This window comes from Lacrimispora sanguinis, assembly GCF_044987295.1.
GTDB classification, from domain to species: domain Bacteria; phylum Bacillota; class Clostridia; order Lachnospirales; family Lachnospiraceae; genus Lacrimispora; species Lacrimispora celerecrescens_B.
The window spans coordinates 4,852,571-4,872,308 of sequence record NZ_CP173277.1; the positions used below are offsets into that span (position 1 = coordinate 4,852,571).

General features: G+C 32.9%; 21 protein-coding genes. 20 read left to right on the top strand and 1 reads right to left on the bottom strand.

What is annotated here, in order from left to right:
* Positions 1–24: 24 nt before the first annotated feature.
* The 17 genes from ACHZES_RS22655 to ACHZES_RS22735 all read left to right on the top strand — a co-directional run bounded on the left by ACHZES_RS22655 (position 25) and on the right by ACHZES_RS22735 (position 17,143).
* Positions 25–384 carry a hypothetical protein gene (locus tag ACHZES_RS22655; RefSeq protein WP_395546829.1) on the top strand — a complete coding sequence of 120 codons (360 nt, stop codon included), beginning with the start codon at positions 25–27 and terminating at the stop codon, positions 382–384.
* A 285-nt stretch (positions 385–669) separates the two neighbouring features.
* Positions 670–1,623, top strand: a complete 954-nt coding sequence (locus tag ACHZES_RS22660) for a hypothetical protein (protein ID WP_395546830.1) — start codon at positions 670–672, stop codon at positions 1,621–1,623.
* Between the two features lie 93 nt (positions 1,624–1,716).
* Positions 1,717–2,700, top strand: coding sequence for an AAA family ATPase (locus ACHZES_RS22665; protein ID WP_395546831.1), 984 nt, complete (start codon positions 1,717–1,719; stop codon positions 2,698–2,700).
* A 48-nt stretch (positions 2,701–2,748) separates the two neighbouring features.
* Positions 2,749–3,222, top strand: coding sequence for a hypothetical protein (locus tag ACHZES_RS22670; RefSeq protein ID WP_395546833.1), 474 nt, complete (start codon positions 2,749–2,751; stop codon positions 3,220–3,222).
* 87 nt (positions 3,223–3,309) lie between these two features.
* A complete protein-coding gene (locus ACHZES_RS22675) occupies positions 3,310–4,848 on the top strand; it encodes a DnaB-like helicase C-terminal domain-containing protein (protein ID WP_395546834.1) in 1,539 nt (512 codons plus the stop codon).
* Between the two features lie 10 nt (positions 4,849–4,858).
* Positions 4,859–5,938 (top strand): hypothetical protein, encoded by a 1,080-nt coding sequence (locus ACHZES_RS22680; protein WP_395546835.1) that lies wholly within the window; start codon positions 4,859–4,861, stop codon positions 5,936–5,938.
* 15 nt (positions 5,939–5,953) lie between these two features.
* A complete protein-coding gene (locus ACHZES_RS22685) occupies positions 5,954–7,699 on the top strand; it encodes a DHH family phosphoesterase (protein WP_395546837.1) in 1,746 nt (581 codons plus the stop codon).
* A gap of 14 nt (positions 7,700–7,713) precedes the next feature.
* Positions 7,714–10,296: a hypothetical protein gene (locus tag ACHZES_RS22690; RefSeq protein WP_395546838.1), complete on the top strand. Its 2,583-nt coding sequence runs from the start codon at positions 7,714–7,716 to the stop codon at positions 10,294–10,296.
* Positions 10,296–12,665, top strand: coding sequence for an AAA family ATPase (locus tag ACHZES_RS22695; RefSeq protein WP_395546839.1), 2,370 nt, complete (start codon positions 10,296–10,298; stop codon positions 12,663–12,665). Before ACHZES_RS22690 ends, ACHZES_RS22695 begins: the two co-directional genes overlap by 1 nt.
* Before the next feature lie 12 nt (positions 12,666–12,677).
* Complete coding sequence (locus ACHZES_RS22700) at positions 12,678–13,199, top strand: siphovirus Gp157 family protein (protein ID WP_395546840.1); 522 nt, start codon at positions 12,678–12,680, stop codon at positions 13,197–13,199.
* A 179-nt stretch (positions 13,200–13,378) separates the two neighbouring features.
* On the top strand, positions 13,379–13,756 hold the full coding sequence (locus tag ACHZES_RS22705) for a hypothetical protein (RefSeq protein WP_395546841.1): 378 nt from the start codon (positions 13,379–13,381) through the stop codon (positions 13,754–13,756).
* Positions 13,757–13,830: 74 nt separating this feature from the next.
* Positions 13,831–14,553 (top strand): hypothetical protein, encoded by a 723-nt coding sequence (locus ACHZES_RS22710; RefSeq protein ID WP_395546843.1) that lies wholly within the window; start codon positions 13,831–13,833, stop codon positions 14,551–14,553.
* A 19-nt stretch (positions 14,554–14,572) separates the two neighbouring features.
* Complete coding sequence (locus ACHZES_RS22715) at positions 14,573–14,755, top strand: hypothetical protein (RefSeq protein ID WP_395546845.1); 183 nt, start codon at positions 14,573–14,575, stop codon at positions 14,753–14,755.
* Positions 14,728–15,072 (top strand): hypothetical protein, encoded by a 345-nt coding sequence (locus ACHZES_RS22720; protein WP_404820277.1) that lies wholly within the window; start codon positions 14,728–14,730, stop codon positions 15,070–15,072. Before ACHZES_RS22715 ends, ACHZES_RS22720 begins: the two co-directional genes overlap by 28 nt.
* Before the next feature lie 129 nt (positions 15,073–15,201).
* Entirely contained in the window at positions 15,202–16,488 is a 1,287-nt protein-coding gene (locus ACHZES_RS22725) for a hypothetical protein (protein WP_395546848.1), read from the top strand.
* Between the two features lie 118 nt (positions 16,489–16,606).
* Positions 16,607–16,837: a hypothetical protein gene (locus ACHZES_RS22730; RefSeq protein ID WP_395546850.1), complete on the top strand. Its 231-nt coding sequence runs from the start codon at positions 16,607–16,609 to the stop codon at positions 16,835–16,837.
* A gap of 39 nt (positions 16,838–16,876) precedes the next feature.
* Complete coding sequence (locus tag ACHZES_RS22735; protein WP_395546851.1) at positions 16,877–17,143, top strand: hypothetical protein; 267 nt, start codon at positions 16,877–16,879, stop codon at positions 17,141–17,143.
* 142 nt (positions 17,144–17,285) lie between these two features.
* Here ACHZES_RS22735 and ACHZES_RS22740 read toward each other — a convergent pair whose 3' ends face one another.
* Positions 17,286–17,759 (bottom strand): hypothetical protein, encoded by a 474-nt coding sequence (locus ACHZES_RS22740; protein WP_395546852.1) that lies wholly within the window; start codon positions 17,757–17,759, stop codon positions 17,286–17,288.
* Positions 17,760–18,254: 495 nt separating this feature from the next.
* Here ACHZES_RS22740 and ACHZES_RS22745 point away from each other — a divergent pair, with 495 nt between their 5' ends.
* The 3 genes from ACHZES_RS22745 (at position 18,255) to ACHZES_RS22755 (ending at position 19,608) form a co-directional block, all read left to right on the top strand.
* Positions 18,255–18,503, top strand: a complete 249-nt coding sequence (locus tag ACHZES_RS22745; protein WP_395546853.1) for a hypothetical protein — start codon at positions 18,255–18,257, stop codon at positions 18,501–18,503.
* Between the two features lie 226 nt (positions 18,504–18,729).
* Positions 18,730–19,062, top strand: a complete 333-nt coding sequence (locus tag ACHZES_RS22750; RefSeq protein ID WP_395546855.1) for a hypothetical protein — start codon at positions 18,730–18,732, stop codon at positions 19,060–19,062.
* A gap of 309 nt (positions 19,063–19,371) precedes the next feature.
* A complete protein-coding gene (locus tag ACHZES_RS22755) occupies positions 19,372–19,608 on the top strand; it encodes an AbrB/MazE/SpoVT family DNA-binding domain-containing protein (protein WP_404820278.1) in 237 nt (78 codons plus the stop codon).
* Positions 19,609–19,738 lie beyond the last annotated feature (130 nt).

Sequence of the window (19,738 nt, forward strand, 5' to 3'; positions counted from 1 at the left end):
CTGAAAACTGAGGAGGTGAGTGAGATGTTAGAATGGAAGGTTGTAACCGGTGACGAGAAATTGCGAAAAGAAATTCAGAGATGTAAGGATACTTTTGAGAGTTGGTTTAGTAGTTATTGGGCCAAGAAATGCACCAGAGAGAAAATGTTAAGTGTAAATTCACCTGTAGAACATGTTTATTATAAAATATGCAAATCATTTGATGAAGTAAGAGAGAAATACCCATTGGAGGTTACTGAGCGTTGTTCGTCTTGTGGCAAAGATGTTGATGAATGGCTAGAGACATCATTTAGCTTTTGCGATGAGTATGGTTGTGGAATGACTCTTTGTAAAGAGTGTTTAGAAGTATTACATAATAAGATTCATGAGTTCGTAGGTAAGTGACACCCTATCACATTGGTTTGGCGACTGGTGAGATAGACAACACATAATATAAGTTCAATCAATATAAATCCCCATTTGATTATTAAAAACTGAACAGAGAATATCTGTACGGGTGCTGAAATAGCTCACCCTTGGGAGAGTTCGCCCATAAATAGCTATTTTGACATAGATGTTCATTATAGAGTGATTTTCTATGTTCCGCTTGGAGAGACAGGCGTTGAGGTAATAGATGTTTTTATATTTTACATATTTAACATACAAAATTTTATTTAACGGAGGTAATTTATGAAAGAATTAAAAAATGTAGTAACGGTAACAGGTGAGTTGGTAAAAAACAATATTGAAGAATTTCAGACTAAAAAGGGAGAAGACGCAATCGGTGGAAGTCTTGTATTAAGAACTTCCGATGGTAGTGAGCATGAAATTAATTTATTCGCCTATAAGTTCAAGAAAGATGAGAACAAAAATTTCACGTCAGAAGAAAGTTATTTCTATAAGCAGTACAGTGATGCGAAAGAAAATCTCAAGGATATCGAACATTGTTTAGAAGGGGAGAGACCGGCGATTGTATCCATTACAGATGGTTCATTTAGAGTAAATGATTTTAAAGGAAATGATGGAAGAGTAGTATCAACTAATAGAATTTCAGCTAGATTTATTAATAAAATTGAACCAAAAGATTATGATTCGACAGTATTAGAATCAAAGTTTGAAGTTGAAGGAGTGGTAGAGTCAATCAAAGATGAGATTATAAAAGATGTTCCTACTGGTAATTTGGTTGTGAATATGATGGGAATCGGTCAGACTGCTGATGGGTTTGGAAAAGATGCAGTGTATACAGCCGATCATTTAATTCCAATTAAAATGACAGTTGACAAATCTATGGCTGCTCCATTCAGAAGTGCTGGTTATTATGATGGTTGTTATACCAAATTTGTCGGAACTGTAATTAATTCTGTTGAAACAGAAGAACAAATTGAAAAGGTTGCTTTCGGTGATGATATTAAGCACTTGGTTAAAACATATGTACGTAAGAATGAAATTAAATCTGGGACTATGCCAACCACAATTTTTGAGCATGAACTTACCCAGGAAATTGTTGATGCATTAAGAGCAAAGAGAAAAGCCACTATCGCTGAAGTTGCTAGTGGCCAGTCAAGGCAGGAAGAATCACCTTTCAAGCCTGATACGTCTACACCAGCTCCTCAGACTACATACAATCCATTTGCTCAACGTTAACGCAATCAGTAACACATATTAACCCTATCTGGACTTTCCAGATAGGAAACAAAACAAATATAATTAAAGAAGTTAAAGGAGATTTACACCTATATGTATATAAATTTAAATGATTTAACACCAAATAAGGTCTCTGTTAATTTGAATCAGTATTCAATGATTTGGATGGGAGACACTGGTGTTGGTAAAACGACTACTATGATGAAATTCTTAAAGGAATTGGCACCCGAAAAAGAACCGTTCTTCTTGGAATTTGAAGATAGATATCAGAATATTCCAGGCATTATGGCAGTTAAAATTGATACGATGTCCGATTTTAAGTCAGTCATTGGTCAGTTGAGAAATCCAACATTCAGAGAAAAGTTTTCATGTATTATCGTTGATACACTTGACAAATATGAAGAATTTTGTGAAAGATATGTTCTTGAAAACAGGGATGCTGAGATTCTTAAAGATGTAGGTGGGTTTGGTGAAGGATCACTCCGTTTTAAAAGTGCTTTGAGAAACATTGGTGTCATTCAGAGCTTGGGTTATACGGTTCATTCAATTGCTCAGTCTTCTCACAGTAAAGATTTTGACACTAAGAAAGAAAGCGACACATTGAAACTTAACAAGAATACATTTTCCTATTGTAGAGAATCCGCTTATTTAGTGGGCTATATGTTTGCTGACAACAAAGGTGAAAGATACATCACATTTAAGAAGAATGACAAATATCCTGATTTAAAAGATACTTTTGGATTACCTGAAAAGATTAATGTAAAAGAATTAAAGTCAGTATGGACAAAAGCTGTAGAGGATCTTGGTGGTGACTTTACGACTAAAGAAAAGACTATTGATAAGAAAACTGTGGTGGAAAACTTCGAAGAGGTCAAAGCGAAAGGTGTTGAATTAGGTAGTTTGTTATTCTCAAATGGACATGCTGCTGAAGCTACTGCTGTTTTACAAAAGAACCTTGGATTAGATGACAACGGTAACGTAAAAATGTTTGACTCATTAAGAGATAGTCAGATTGATCTTACAAAAGTAATTGTCATGGAGCTTCAGGAATTAGTAGACAAATTTGCAGTCAAATAATGATGGGGAGGATTAATCCTCCTCGCTTTTTAAATAGGGTGGTGAATAATGGCAAGACTAGCGACATGTAAAGGGTGTGGCAAACCACTTCAACCTGGAGAAAAGGTTATACATAATTCAAAATCATATTGTTCTGACTGTTATGCGTCCATAAAAAGATATTCAGAAGAATATAAAAATCTAATAGAATTTATATGCATGAATTTTGAGTTGGATAAGCCGACTGGAATTATGTTTAAACAGATTAAGGAATTTAAGGATGAGTTTAATTATTCCTATGCTGCTATGACTTATACATTGTGGTACTGTAAAGAGATTCTAAATAAAACTCTTGACAAGAAATACGGTATGGGGCTGATAAAATATTACTATGCTGAAGCTAGAGAATACTATGAACAACAAGAACGATTAAAAAATCAAGTTGCAAAATTGGAAAACACAAATGTTATTACTAAGAGAATAAAGCAGTCAAGCTCTAAGAAGAACAATAGCGTTTCGTTAATAAATTTAGAAAAATATTGAATGGAGGTGAGATAAATAGTTTTTAATCAACAAGTAGACAAAAAAGCAATTTTCTTATTATTCGGTTGTTATTGTATAAATCCTAGATTGATATTAGATGAAAAGTTATCTACAAATGAAAATGATTATCCTGAAAACTTTCACAAAATGATATGGGGCGCAATAGCCAATATTGCAAAAAAGGGAAACGTAGAGAAAATTACATCTCTAGATATAGAAAATGAGGTATCATTTTTTGAATCAGCGTCATTGTTGTGGAAAAATAATAATGGTTGGGAATATATAGAAGAAGCTATTAATATGGCCACTGACAAATTGGTAAATGTGGGAAGATATTATGATGATGTAAGAAAATACTCTATTGTCAGAAATGCATCTGAATCATTAAAAATAGATGTTGGTTTTATTTATGATGAGACTGATGACATCAAAATGGAAGAATTTAATAATCTTACAAGTAATGACGTACTTAATGCAATCAATAATAGATTTTTGGATTTTAAATCATTATGGAAAAATGCATTTGGTGATAATTTTTCTTTTCATGTCGGTGATGGTATAAAAAGCAGATTAGAGGAACATAAGCGACAAGAAAATGTTTACGGTTATCCTTTTCAATCAGGATATCTCACTACTATTTTCAAGGGAATGCGAGAGAAAAAATTCATTATTAGAAGTTCTATATCAGGTGGGTCAAAAAGTAGAAATGCTATGGCAGACGCATGTAATATGGCTTGTGATAGAATCTATGACTGGAATAAGCATGAGTGGAAACCAACTGGACAGAAACAGCCAGTTCTATTTATTTCTACTGAGTTGACAAAGGAAGAGATTCAAGATTGTTTACTTGCTCACATAAGCGGTATTGAGCAAGATAGAATTGAAGAATGGAGAGATATAGGCGAAGAAGAAGAATGTGTGTTACGTCTTGCCGCTGAATATGTAGCAGAATCATTGTTATATGGCGAATACATGCCAGATTTTACGATTGATACTATAAGTGAAACCATTGAAAAGTATGTAATAAATTTCAATATAATTGCTTGCTTTTTCGATTATATCAATGATTCACCATCTTTATATGCTTACTATTATGAAAAAACAAAGTCAAGATTAAGAACGGATCAGATACTATTTTTATTTAGCAATTCATTAAAACTCGTATGTAATAAATACAACATTTATCTAGGTTCATCTACTCAGTTGAACGATTCCTATAAAGATGATGCAAATAAAGATGCCGGTGCATTAAAGGGTTCCAAAGCTATCATAGAAAAGGCTGATGGTGGTATTTTAGCACTACCAGTGACACATAAGGACATAAAAAAATTAAAACCAATCTTAGAATCAGAAGGTAGATTTGGGACACTAGTACCCAATATGTCATATTACATATTTAAAAATCGTGGTGGAAAATGGAAATCTATTATTGTGTGGACAAAGATAAATTTAGGTACCATGCGAGAGGTGGACTGTTTTGTAACTGATTACAATTTTGAATTGATTACTGATATCGAAAGAACCGTAATTGATTTTGAATTAGACGATGTGGGTAATGTTGGAATTATAGAGACTGATAATTCTGATGTATCAGGTACCGATTTAGCTACAAAATTATCGAAATAGGGAGGTATAAATGACCGCCCAGGAGATTAAAGAAAAGTTATCTGATGAAGACATAAGAAAATTACTTTTGAAAATGGGGGCAACTTTCTATTATGAGGATGATGACATGTGGATAACAAACACCATATGTCATCATGGAACAAAACCTAAACTTTATTATCACAAAGACTCGAAGTTATTCCATTGCTATACGGAATGTGGGCAAATGGATATTTTTGATGTAGTTATGGGATATAAGGGGTACGAACAGGAAGAATTTCAAAAAGTAATCAATTGGATTTGCATTAAATTAAACATTGATAATTGTGAATATGGATTCGGCAAGCAGGAACAAATTTCTGATTGGGAATTTATTCGAAAGTATAAAAAGAACACGAAGAAGGAATTAGAAACGAAGTCACTTGTTCCATATGATAAAAACATATTGAATATCTTTCAAAAAATGTATTCAAAAGATTGGGTGACAGAAGGAATATCTATTGAAACTATGGAGAAGTACAATGTGCTGTATTCGACATGGCAGCAAAAGATAATTATTCCTCACTTTGATATAAATAATCAACTTATAGGAGTTAGAGGTAGGTCACTAGTTGATGAAGATATTGAGTTGTTTGGAAAATATACTCCATTTAAAGTAGGTAGGAGGTTTTATAATCATTCGCTTGGACAAAATCTTTTTGGACTAAATCATAATATGAAGACGATTCAGCGAAAAAGAAAAATCATGTTAGTAGAAGCTGAAAAATCAGTTTTTCAAACAGATACTATGTTTGGAGATGATAATTTTACGGTAGCGTTGTGTGGAAGTAATTTGACCGATTATCAAAAAAGTATGTTATTAATGCTTGGTGTTAGAGAAGTAATTGTTGCTTTAGATAAGCAATATCAGACTTTGGATTCAGAAGAATGTAAAAAATGGGCAAAACATATAAAAGATAAAATAATAAACAAATTAAGTTCGTATTTTTCGGTTTCTGTAATTTGGGACACAACTGACATGTTGGACTACAAGAATTCTCCTACTGACAAAGGAAAAGACATTTTACTTAAACTGATGGAGAATAAGATTTATGTGGGAACGAATGATTAGGAAGGAGATGATTAATTGAGTTTTAGATATAAGTTATTGGGTAATATTCGTTTTGGAAACGAATTGGAAGATATATTAAGATTGAAAGGAATAAATGACTTATCTTCCTTTCTTAATCCTACATTAGACAATATTGAGAGTGAATTATTGCTTGATAACATTGAGTTGGCTAGAGATGTTTATGTACGGCACATTGTAAATAATGATGAGATAGACCTTCTTGTAGATTGTGATGTTGACGGCTATACTTCTGCGTCGGATATTTATTTGTATACAAAAAGAATAAATCCTAAAGTTAAAATTAATTGTTTTATTCATGAGGGTAAAATTCATGGACTACAAGACAAGATTGATGTAATTTCATCAACAAATAGCAAACTTGTCATCATACCTGACGCTGGAAGTGGTGATTTAAAGGAATGTAAAAAGTTAATTGACATGGGGAAAGATGTAATAATACTGGATCATCACCCAATTAAAGAAGGGAGAGATAATCCGGCAATAGTTGTAAATAATCAATTATCTCCTAGAGTATCAGACAAGGCAATGACAGGAGTAGGTATAACATATAAATTCACTAAATTACTTGATAAGCATTTTAAAGTAGATTATGCAGATGATTACCTGGATTTAGTTGCGCTCGGCATGATAGGTGATCGAGCAGATGTTCTAAATTTACAGACCAGGTATCTGATTAACGAAGGTCTGAAACTTATGAGAAATATGACTGGAAAGAATAAGCTGATAAGAACATTAGTGGAAGCTCAAATGTATGCTATGAATAATAAAGTAACATTGAATAGTGTAGGATTTTACATATGTCCTTTAATAAATTCTATGATTAGATTAGGAACTTATGAGGATAAGAGCATTTTGTTTGAGGCAATGTGTAATTCTGATAAATGTCTTGAAAGAAAAGTACCAGGAAAAGGAATGGTACTGATGAGCATTCAAGAATACACGTTGAGGGCTTGCCAGTCTACTAACAGAAAGCAAAAGAAACTTACAGAGGAGAGTGCAGCTGTTTTATCTGAAAGTATCAATTTATATGGATTAGACAAGCTACCTATTTTGATATGCAACGCTGAAGATAAAGTAGATAGTAATTCCACTGGATTAATCGCTAATAAATTAGCAGATCAATATCAGAGACCATGTTTACTAATGAGAAGAAAAGGTGACATTTGCAAAGGTAGTGGTAGAGGGTATGACAAATGTGAAATACTAGATTTTAACCAATGGTGTAAAGAAACAAAGTTATTTAATAAGGTTGATGGCCACCCAGGAGCATTTGGATGCCAAATTACTTTTGAAAATACAAATAAGTTATTTGAAATTCTTTCTACTATGAAAAGAATAGATGAACCTACATATCACATCTACGGAATATATGAAGCTGATGTCATACACGATCAAATAATTAGGAATGTGGCAAAACATGATGACATATGGGGGAACTCAGTCAGTGAACCTATTTTCCTAATTAAAAATGTACCATGTAATATATACTATTTAAATTTACTTGGTAGTAAACAGAATAAAATTGAGTTTGAGTATCACAATATAAAATTTACAAAGCAAACAAAAGGAAGTTCTTTGAGTTCAGATTATAAGGAATTAATAGCTATTGGAGAAAACATTGAATTTGATATTATCGGCAGATTTTCAATAGATAATAAAAGTGGAAAAATGGCACAGGTTTTAGTAGAAGACTGGTTGTATAGAAAAAGTAACAAGGTACAGGGGTTTGGATTCGGTTAATAAGGAGGAGTTATTTGTTAGATAGAGAGATATACGGATACGACTTTGAGTGCTATTCAAAGATCAATTGGTGGTGCTTGACACTAATCAATAAGGAACAAAGAGATAAACCTATAACAATTATTAATGATAGAAATCAATTAATTGAATTTTTCAACCAACATCGTGACGCAATATATGTCGGATATAACAGTCGACAATATGATCAATTTTTATTTAAAGGTATTTTAGATGGTATGAATCCATCATACATAAATGATCAATTAGTGGAATTTGGAAAAAAAGGTTATCAAATTGTCAGAAATGCAAAAAAGTATCATCTTAATAATTATGATCTGATTTTAAAAGATCGCTCTCTTAAACAGTTGGAAGCCTATATGGGAGATATGATTAAAGAAACAGATGTACCTTTTGATATTGACCGATTACTATCTGAAGAAGAAATTGAACAAATTATTGCTTATAATATTCACGATGTGAAGGAAACGTTACGTGTTTTAGATGCCACGATGGATGACTTTGAAGCTCAGTTAGATATGATTTCTATGTTTGAATTAGACATGGAAATGTTTAATAAAACAAAGGCACAATTAGCTGCTTCTATTCTAGGAGCAGTGGATCAACATACACTCGATGATGAATTTGATATTACCATACCCAAAAATCTAAAAATGCCAGGTAAATATCAATATATTATAGATTGGTACAACAAGCCAGAAAATAAAAGTTATAAATTACCTCTAAAAACAGAAGTTGTGAGTAACAGTACCAGACAGTTAGTTACCGTAGTAGGAGGAGTACCTTGTGTATATGGGTATGGCGGATTACATGGAAGTAAAGATAATGAAATATTTGAAGGCATTTTAGTGACAATGGATGTAGCAAGTTTGTATCCTTCATTAATGATAAATGAGGGGTTTGCCAGTAGGAAACTCAAAAATCCTAAAGACTTTGAAAATATGAGGGATAGAAGATTAGAACTAAAAAAGGCAAAAGATAGTCGCCAGAAGCCTTTGAAAATTGTTATTAATAGTGCGTATGGGATATTAAAAGATATTAATTCTGCCTGTTACGACCCAGTTCAAAGTAATAACGTTTGTATTGCTGGACAACTCTATCTTACTGAATTAGCTGCGAGATTAGAGGACTTATGTGAAATATTGCAAATTAATACAGATGGAATCTACGTAAGGGTAAATACATTGGCAGATGTAGATAAAGTGAAGTCTATTGCAAAAGTATGGGAAACAAGAACTAAACTCGACTTGGAATTTGATGTTTACGAACATGGTCGATTAGTGCAAAAGGACGTAAACAATTATTTATTGATTGACTTAGATGATGGACATTATAAGTGTAAAGGAGCATACGTCAAGAAATTATCTTCTATTGATAACGATTTGCCAATTTTAAACAAAGCGGTAGTTAATTATTTTGTTCACGATATTCCGGTTGAACAAACTATTAGAAGTGCTACTGAATTAATAGAATTTCAGAAAGTTATTAAACTAACTAATTTATATAAGGGTGTTGTATATGGTGAAGGCAAAAAAGTAAAAGTTGATGGTAAAGATAAAATCATGGTGGAAGATGGAATACCTTTAAAAGAAAAGGTGCATCGAGTTTTTGCTTCTATTAGACCAGATGATAAAGGAATTTATAAAGTTAAGATTGAAAAGGGTAAGAAGAGTTATGAGAAAGTTTCGTATACACCAGATAAGTGTTTTATCAATAATGATGATATTCAAGGGGTAACTGTCCCTGACTACTTGGATCTTCAATATTATATAGATGCCGCTAATGATAGAATAAAGCAATTCCTAACGAAAGAAGAAGTTAAAATAGATGAAACACCAAATGTCCTATTTGATTTTATGTGTAACAGCAAAAACTTCTATGAATTTTTAGAAAAGTGTAATTCACATGGAATCACAAAAAAAGTTTTAGAAGGTTATCTGATAGCTGATTGTTGCTCTGTGTATGGAAAGACTCAGAAATTGTTAACATTTAGAGATTATTTTACAGTGTTGTACGGGAAAGAAAAAATAACTGTCACAACACTCGATAAGAAGATTACAGATAATGCAATAAAGCAAATAATTATTCAATGCTCAGAATTATCTAAATCAGGTAAGTCTTATAACAATTTAGATTACAAAAAAGCATTGCAATTAATATTTGACACGTTGAAGAATACTCATATTAATCCATATGAGATTATGGAAATGCAGGTTTCAAAATTCAATGAGGTTAGATACCGCGATGAAACTTTATCAACGAATAGATGGTTTGTACTAAATACAAGAAATGTAGTATCTCCAAATATTATTATTTATAACATGAATAACGGAGAAATAAAGTATCAGAAGGTCAGAAAAGATGTATTTAAAATTCTACCGCTACAAGATGGAGATATCATTGATGTAATTAAAACAGAAAAAGAATTTGGTAAAAAAATTATTGGAAAAGATGATGAGGGATTAAACATAATAGCTGCTGATATTACTAGAGAAGATGAGGTGATTACACAATACGATCTTGTTTTTAGAAATTATGAAAATGGAAAATCTCTTATACCAGAAAGTGAGGTTTGTTAATGGACGAAGAGAAAATTTTGAAATTCGAATGTACTCTGGATTGGATCATATTTCCTAAGTATGTGAAAAAAGTGGAATCTAATGAATTCGCAATATTTCGAGCTAATATCGCTAAAGCATTAGAAAACTGTAGTGAGGAAATGGATCAAATTAAATTAAAGGGAAATACGTGTAGCTTGGAGTTTGGAACAACTTATAAGGTTTTTTGTAAATTAGCAGATGTACATGAACAGTATGGTAATACCTATGAAATTGTATATATAAGCAAATGTATTGATATATCAAGTAAGGATAAACAGAAAGAGTTTTTGAAGAATGTACTAAACGAGAATTTAGTAGATAAGCTATTTGAAGAATATGATGATGTAATTAAACTTTTAGAGGATAGAGACGTTAAATCTTTGATGAAAATTAAAGGAATCGGAAATCAAGTTGCTTTGAAGATGATTGATGAATTTGAGGAGTCCAAAGACTATAGTGCAATTTATATGGAGCTGGGACAGCTGGGTTTAACTCATACATTTATTAAGAGACTTGTTGATTTTTATCATTCACCAGACACGGTAATTGACGTTGTGAGAAATAATCCGTATGACCTCGTTAGGGTAGAGGGCGTCGGCTTCAAAAAGGCTGATGAGGTAGCTTGTAAAGTAGGTGTTGGACAATATGATATTCGTAGAATTAAAGGATTTTTACTACATCATTTAAATGAACAGGGTGAATTAGGAAAAAGTTATCTTAATTACCAAGAATTAATGAAAGCTTTGTACGATACTCTCGGCTTTGTTCCGGAAGAAGTAGTGAACTCAACTGCAAAGTTAATGATTGAAAATAACGATGTAGTTGTTTTGGATAATGGTACTAAAATTGCTTTAAAGAAATTCTATGATTTAGAGAATAGAATTATGTCAGAACTAATCAGATTGCAGATAGGTAAGGTTGAGATCATTGAAGAGGAAAATGAAGAATACGACTCAATTGTTCCTAAGTCCGAATTACATATGGATTATATCCCAAAGTCATTCAATATTGGAAATTGGGAAAGCATTGTAAGCAGAGTAGAAGATGAACAGGGATTTATATTTACAAATGAACAAAGATCTGCCATTAAATTAAGTCTTGATAATCATGTAATGGCGCTTACTGGATTGGCCGGTGCAGGTAAAACTTCTACTGCTAATGGAATATGTTCATTATATGACAATTACAATATCTTGGCTTGCGCATTATCTGGAAAGGCAAGTGTGCGTATTACAGAAGCTACCGGACTTCCAGCAAGTACGATTCATAGAGCATTAGGTTATCAAAATGGTCAGTTCATGTTTAATAAGCTAAATAAATTGGCGGTGGATATTGTACTTATAGATGAAGCTACTATGATCAACGGAACATTATTCTTATCTTTATTAGAAGCAATTCCATCAGGAGCAAAGGTTATTATCATGGGTGACGTTCAGCAGTTGACACCTATTGGAAATTGTCAAGTGTTTGCTGATATTATGGATAGTGATGTATTACCGGTTGTGAAGTTAACTAAACCACATAGACAAGCTCTCATGAGTGGGATTATTCCTACATCTATCAAAGTAGCATCTCAGGAGCAAATTTTTACAAACAGCTTTGATGGAAATGTAGTTTTGGGTGAGTTAAAGGATATGGAACTTGATATTACCGGAAATAAGGAATCTCTCCCGAATAGTATTATAAGACATTTTCAGTGCGAGATGGAGAAATATAAAGACATCATGGAAGTTCAGGTTTGTGTTCCAATGAGATTAAAGGGAGAATTGTCCTGTTATAACATTAACACTAAAATTCAGGATATCTATAATCCTAAGCTTAATGATGGTAATGAGATCGAAATTCTTTTAGAAAAGAAGAAGGAAAATGTAAAAAAGTATTTAATACGAGTGGGAGATAAAGTCTTAAATACTAAGAATAACTACAAATGCATTAACTCTAATGGCGATAACACTCCTGTCTTTAACGGAAATATTGGAATTATTAAAGAAATTGGTGATGATGGATATTGCATTATTGATTTCGTTGGAATAGGAGAAATTGTATTTAGTAAAGGTGATTCGAAAAATTTAGAATTAGCGTATGCCTGTACGGTACATAAAATGCAAGGTAGTGGATTCACTTCAACAATCGTAGGCATGGACAGTAGTAGTTTCATAATGAATAATTCAGAATTATTGTATACAGCGTTAACCAGGGCAAAAAAATATTGCATTCTTGTTGGAAACAACTTTGCTGTAACAAAAGCAATACAAACAAAAGAGGTGAAAACTAAACAGACTTTTTTACGAGATATGTTACTTGAAAATAAATTCAGATTGAAAGAAAAAGAAGAGAAAATAGCTTAGGAGGATTTTATATTGAAATTATATGAATTAACGGGTCAGTTTTTAGAACTAATGGATATGTTGGAAGATGCAGAATGTGACGAACAGATGATAATGGACACTCTTGAAGGAATTGATTTTGAAATTGAAGAAAAAGCCGATGGGTATGCCAAAATCATCAAATCGTTAGAATCAAATATAAAGGGCTTGGATACTGAGTCGGAACGCTTGAATAGTCGAAAAAAGCTATTAGAAAATAGAATTAAATGGTTGAAACAGAATCTTGAAATGTGCATGAGGGTTACAGGAAAGAAGAAATTCACAACTGACTTGTTCTCATTCAACATTCAGAAGAATGGCGGAAAGAGAAAATTAGTCATTGACGTTGATGTAGAAAAAGTTCCCAAAGAATATAGAATTGAGCAGCCTGATGCAATTGACGGAGACTCTATTAGAGAATATTTAAAGGAGAACGGACTTGAAGGACAGGACGGTTCCCTTAACTGTGATTTTGCTCACTTAGATCCACAGGGAGAAAGTTTAAGGATTAGATAGGAGATGTAAAAATAGCAAAGACAGAAGAAACTAAGAATTTAGAATCTGCCATATGGAAAGCAACCAGGAAGCAAGGACTCTTTGGTTGCTTTGAGGTAACAATTGGTTGGTTTGGTAAAGAACGTGTTGATTATATTACATATGACACTAATAGGATATGGCGTTGTTATGAAATAAAAGTGTCCAAAGCCGACTTCCACTCCAAAGCAAAGAAGACATTCGTTGGTCATTATAATTATTTTGTACTGACCAACGAATTGTATGAAGAAGTAAAAGAAGAGATACCAAGTCACATAGGCGTTTATGTTTGTGGAGATTTGGTTAAAAGAGCAAAGAAACAAGAATTGGGCATAGATGAACAAATTCTTAAAGATAGCATGATTCGTTCTTTATATAGGGAATCGGAGAAAATATTGAAGAGTGAAGAACCTAGCATTATCGAGGGTCTACAACGGCAGATTAATTATGAAAAACGTATGTATAAAGAATACTATCGTAAATATTGGGATTTGGTAAAAGAGGTAGAGAATAAATATGGTGTGGGTTGGAATCGATGATCTCATAGGAGGAAAATATTAACAACAAAGATAATTTAATTGATAAAATTCGTAAAAATAATTATGGAACAGAAATGAAAATAATAGCTTATAGAAAACATGATGATATAGATATTATGTTTTTAGATGAACATCATTACATAAAAAGAAATATAACATATAGTAATTTTAAATCAGGACAAGTAAAAAACCCATACGACAGAACATTAGTTGGTGTCGGATATATGGGAGACGGTGAGTATTCTTCAAGAGCAAAGGGAGGAAAGACTAATAGCTCCCAGGAATATATAGTTTGGATAAATATGATGACAAGATGCTATGACCCAAAATATAAAAATAAATATCCTGCTTATTACGGACTAATAACTGTATGTTCTGAGTGGCATAATTTTCAAACTTTTGCGGAATGGTATAACCAAAATAAATATGAAGTCAACGGAAGGTTACACGTTGACAAAGACATTATAGATCCATCTAATACGATTTATCGTCCAAGTAAATGTTTACTTGTGCCGCAAAGAATCAATGAATTATTCCATTATAAACCCAATAAAGATGGTTTACCATCGGGAATATCAGTAACGAAAAATGGAAGATACTCTGCGACTTGGATCGGCAAGAGTTTAGGAACATACTCAACTTTGGAAAAAGCTTATGAAGTATATTCAAAAAATAAAGAGAGAACTATCAAGCAGGTAGCAGATGAATACGTTGATGTAATACCAAGAAGTGTTTACGATGCAATGTATTCATATGTCGTTGATATAAAGAACGATAAAAACTATAAATGTGCTTAACATAAATGGAGGACGTTTAATGACAAACGGAGATTGGGTTAGAAGTATGAATGATGAGCAACTTGCCTTCTTCATAAACATAGGCAGACCAAATTGCAACGATATTTGTGAAGATGCTAAATCAGGTTGCGCTTTTGGATGTAAACATCATTGTGGAGAAGATATTTTACATGGGTGGTTAAAGAGAGAGGTTGGTGCGTAAAAATGTATCAGAACTGTTGTAAAAAGTGTGGTAGTGCTTCGCTCCATACAGAGGTAAAAGGCAATAATACTGGATTATATTGTGATGATTGCGGAGCATGGATTACTTGGCTCAGCAAAAATGAATTAAGAGCATTTGAATATAGTCAGAAGCAAACTAAAACACCATATAAGTCAGAAATGTACGAAGAAGTAAAGCGTAGAATAGGCTTTTATAGAGAAAAGAAAGAGAATAATATTTTTGATGACTTTTATCATTCTCATTTGGACTACATAGAAAAATGTATGGAATATTACGAAGAGAATAATAGGGATTGAAACAGTGGTTTTAAAAGGAGAATAAAATGGTAGAAACTATATGTATGACAATTGTGGCTATCCCTTTGATAATTGGAGTTGTATATACCATAACACGTTGAAAAACGAATATTTCTAAGGAGGATTTTATTGAAAGAGGTAATTGAAATTTTTAAACAGATTCAGGTAACAAGCAGCCTGAACAATAAGAAAGAAATTATTAAAGCTAATAGTAGCAACGAGTTATTTAAGAAGTGTCTCAAGTTCCTTTTAGATACTAACATTGTTACAGGAATTAGTGATGCGAAAATACATAAGCATGTTGAAGTAGAAACAAAATTAGATCCATTATATCTTTGCAAATTCAGCGAATTTCCCCAAGTGATTGATTACTTAAAACTGAATAATACCGGTAAAGATTCTGATATCTATGAGATTCAGGCATTTTTAAGTGGTCACGAAGATGATAGAGAATTTTATGAACAGATGATTACCAAGAAATTCAGACTTGGCTGTGACGCTAAAGTTGTAAATTCTATGATTCCAGGCTTGATTTCTACATTTGATGTAATGCTTGGAACTCCCATTGATAAAGTGAAACTAAAAGGAAATGAGAAGATTTTCTTATCCAGAAAACTCAACGGAACAAGAGCTGCCTTTATTGGTGATAGGATTATGACTCGCCAAGGCAAAGAGTATATTGGGCTGGATCACATTATTAACGATTTGAAGGCAATGGGGCTTTCAGATATGTTCATTGATGGAGAGCTTCTATATAAAAACGAAGAGGGATTATCTGACTCTGAAGCATTTCAGAAAGGCACTGGAATTGCTATGAGTAAGGACAAGGATAAATCTCAGCTCAAACTTGTTGTATTTGATATTTTTCCGTTGGAAGAATTTTGGACAGGCAAATCGGTAGAAACATATGAAATAAGAAGTAAAGGATTAAATTTGCTATCGTTATACATAGACGATTATGGAAGTAAAAATGTTGAAGTTGTGCCAAGGTTTTACGCTGGCACAGACCATTCGCAAATCTGGAAATGGTTGGATCGTGCGGAAGAAGAGGATTGGGAAGGGATTTGTTGCAATCTTGATGCTCCATATGAGTGCAAACGTACTAAATCTCTGATTAAGGTGAAGAAATTCTTCTCAGCTGATTTATTGTGTACAGGCATTGAAGAAGGATCAGGTCGAAACAAAGGAACGCTCGGTGCATTAGTTTGTGACTACAAGGGGTATTCAGTAAATGTTGGCTCTGGATTTACAGATGAACAGAGAAAATATTATTGGCTGAATCCAGATGAGGTAGTAGGACGGATTATAAGCGTTAAATATAAAGAGGAAACGAAGAATAAAGATGGTGGAATCTCAATTCAATTCCCAGTTTTTGAAGCTGTGAGATTTGATAAAACAGAACCCAGTTACAATTAATCTATATGCAAACGGAGAATTACTAAATAGGCAAGGAAATACGAGTTTTATGTGTGTATAAATTATTCGTTATGGATTCAAATCCAACGACCTAAACTAATATTTTGGAGGATAAGTGATGTTATTGAAATTTATTAGAGGTATTATTATTGACAGAAAAAATGGTGGAAAAATACTTGAAAAATACCTTTTTGAGATAGCTGATATATTAAATGGTATGGTTGGCTGCGTAGAGAAAAGACGGAAATGTATGCGGTGTTACTACTATGATAATAAAAAGGATTTTTGCATGTTTAATAGTCAAAATCCCAGATGGAGTAATGGGAAAAATACTCTATGTAATAAATAGTTTAGATCAGTATAAAAGTTTTATTAAAAATGGAGGAAAATGAAAGTAACTAAATTTAGGAATGAAGGAACCGAATACGAACAATGGTTTTGTCCTAACTGCAACAGATGGTTTACGCCATGGCATTTTCATTGCTTTGGAGGTAAAACAGAGACAGATTGTAATCGTTGTGGAGAAGCTCTTGAGACTAAAACCGATGAAGAAATTGCTCTAGAAGTTATAGAATATGAGGATCGGAAGCAAAATGAAACAAGTGGAGGATTCAGTAAAAGAGCCTACGACAATTATGTAACAGGAAGTTGGTAATAGATGCAGATCGAAAAGAATCTGTGTTTCTTAGATAATCACAATAAACCAAAATAACGATTTGGCAGATTGTTATTTTGATAATACAGACATTACACGTAAAAATTTAAGAATAAATAGAAATTAAACTCCGCTTTTATCATTAAATAGGATATAGAGGGGTACTCATTCCGGCTTTTAAATTTATGGATACATGATCTGTATATGTATTAGTACTAGACGTATATTTTATATCGAATTCAACTGGCGCATTAATGCTTTTTCTAACTAAAGTACATTTTCTCCCTTCATCTGGTGGTAAAGTCAACGTTATATAGTCTAACAGATAATCTCCGCCTTCGAAAGCATAGCTGCCAGAATTAAGTAAATCATAGTTACATCTAAAATCTTTTATTGTAGCACAAGATTTTCCTATGTTTTTTACAACAAGATTTAAATTGTCATTATCCGCATATTCGGAATATATGATGAGTATTGGCCTCGTTGATTCTTCAATCATTTTTGAATTTTGGCGCATAGTTTTAATGGAAATAATGATTGAAATTAATCCCAGAAGTAATGCAACCAAAACACTAAATAATTGAATGACATCTGATAGCGTAAAATTCATAAACATACAACCCCTCTTTTTAGTAGATATTATCATACTAATTAAAGCGACGCAACAAGTTTGATAAAAATAAAGATTCAAGGACATTAAAAAAGAGGAATCATTGGATTCCTCTGACGCCTTAGTATACATTCATTGCAAAAACAATAGTGAAAAGTACACTCAGACCTGCTAAAATAAATATTTTAATTTTCAATTTAGCCTCCTTAGAAAAGGAGCCGTTATGTAGTTGAAAACCTTGTCCTACATGCGTAAATTCGTAAATTGTCTTATATTCGTAGATTCTTAAATTGTCTTATATTCGTAGATTCTTAAATTGTCTTATATTCGTAGATTCTTAAATTGTCTTATATTCGTAAATATTGTATGAGTTTTCTGACTACATAAACAGCATGTAGTTTTATAGTTTCATGAATAGCTTAGCATTTTAACAATTAGATGTCAATAAGAACTGATTTTAGAGTGGTTAAAATGAAAATTTGATTGGAGAAAGGAAGAATTATGAAAAACGAAAATTTAAATAAGGCGATTGATGTATTACAAGATGCATTAAAATATATGAAAGAAAAAGATATTAGGATTGATGCAATAGAGTTTAAGATTGATGCTGATAGTTTTGAGACGTATATGCCAAAGAATTATACGGTGTCATATAACCTTAAAATGAATGGGGAGCATATTAAAATGGCAGAAGGAAGTACATTATGTAGTGGAGATGGCAGGTGTTATGAATGCGGACACTGCTTGTAGTCTGGATCGGAGAATAAGATATGGGAGATAACTTACTTGGACTTTCATGACAAGGTAATATCATTATACTCTTTAATGTTAAATTAATAAAGCAAAAAAAAGAGCACCGCGAAATTTTGGGGAAAGCGGTGCCCTAAAAAGAGCTATCTACAGTATAACACTTTAAAAAATTAAAGTGTAGATGTTTGATAAATAATTATTTAGCTGAATAGTGGAAAGGAATGGTATGAAATCGAGAGAAGATGTTGTTTGCAACGGTAAAGCCGCTTTTTACGCTTGTATTTATGACGATTTACGGAATGCCGCTATGGATTGTGGTTGGGCGTTAGGATTACATGGTAGTCTGTCAAGTGATATGGACATTATGGCCATGCCTTGGACGGAGGATGCAAAGTCTGTAGAAGTAATGATCCAAGCATTATCAGACTGCTTTACCGAAAACCCATTTAAAGATATGCACACAATACCACATTATGACAAGCCCAATAATCGTGTCGTTTATACTATGTCTATCTGGAAAGACTTTTACTTAGATATTAATGTAATAAAGGTGAGCTAAAGACGATGATAAACTAAAATATCAAGACGCTCAAAAGGATAATAGATATTTATGGGAGTATTTGCCTTGAAAATGGAGGGGCCGGCAAAATCGGGGGACCCTGCCGGCTGTATGAAAAAAGCTTTATTTAAAAGGTTATTTGCTTTTTTACAGTTATAAATATACTAGGGAGTTGTGGCGGCAATATGACGAATTTATTAAGAGTTTGTTAATCGGGGAATTAGGATTTCTCGGGGTACCGGGAGAAAGGAAAGATATATGAAACCAACAGGTATTATAAGAAGATTAGATGATTTAGGGAGGATTATTTTGCCGAAAGAGATAAGGCGAAAAGTGGGAATAAGAGAAGGTACGCCGATGGAGATATTTGTAACTACAGATGGGGTGCTGCTTAAGAAATATTATCCGGAATCTGAGTTGTACGATGTAGTACGGAATCTTAGTGATGCGGTGGATGATGCTTGTGTAGACTTAGGGGAAGAAATGACAGTAAATATTAGGAAGCACATCAGAGAGATACAGATGCTTCTTAAACCCCAAAATTAGTATTAGTCTAAAAAGGGCGGAAACCCAAAAGCTCCGCCCCTGGGATACACAATACAATCATGATCAGGAAGTACTACAGAACATCATATCATGGAGCAGGGGGAAGTGTAATAAGGAGGTAGCCTTACTG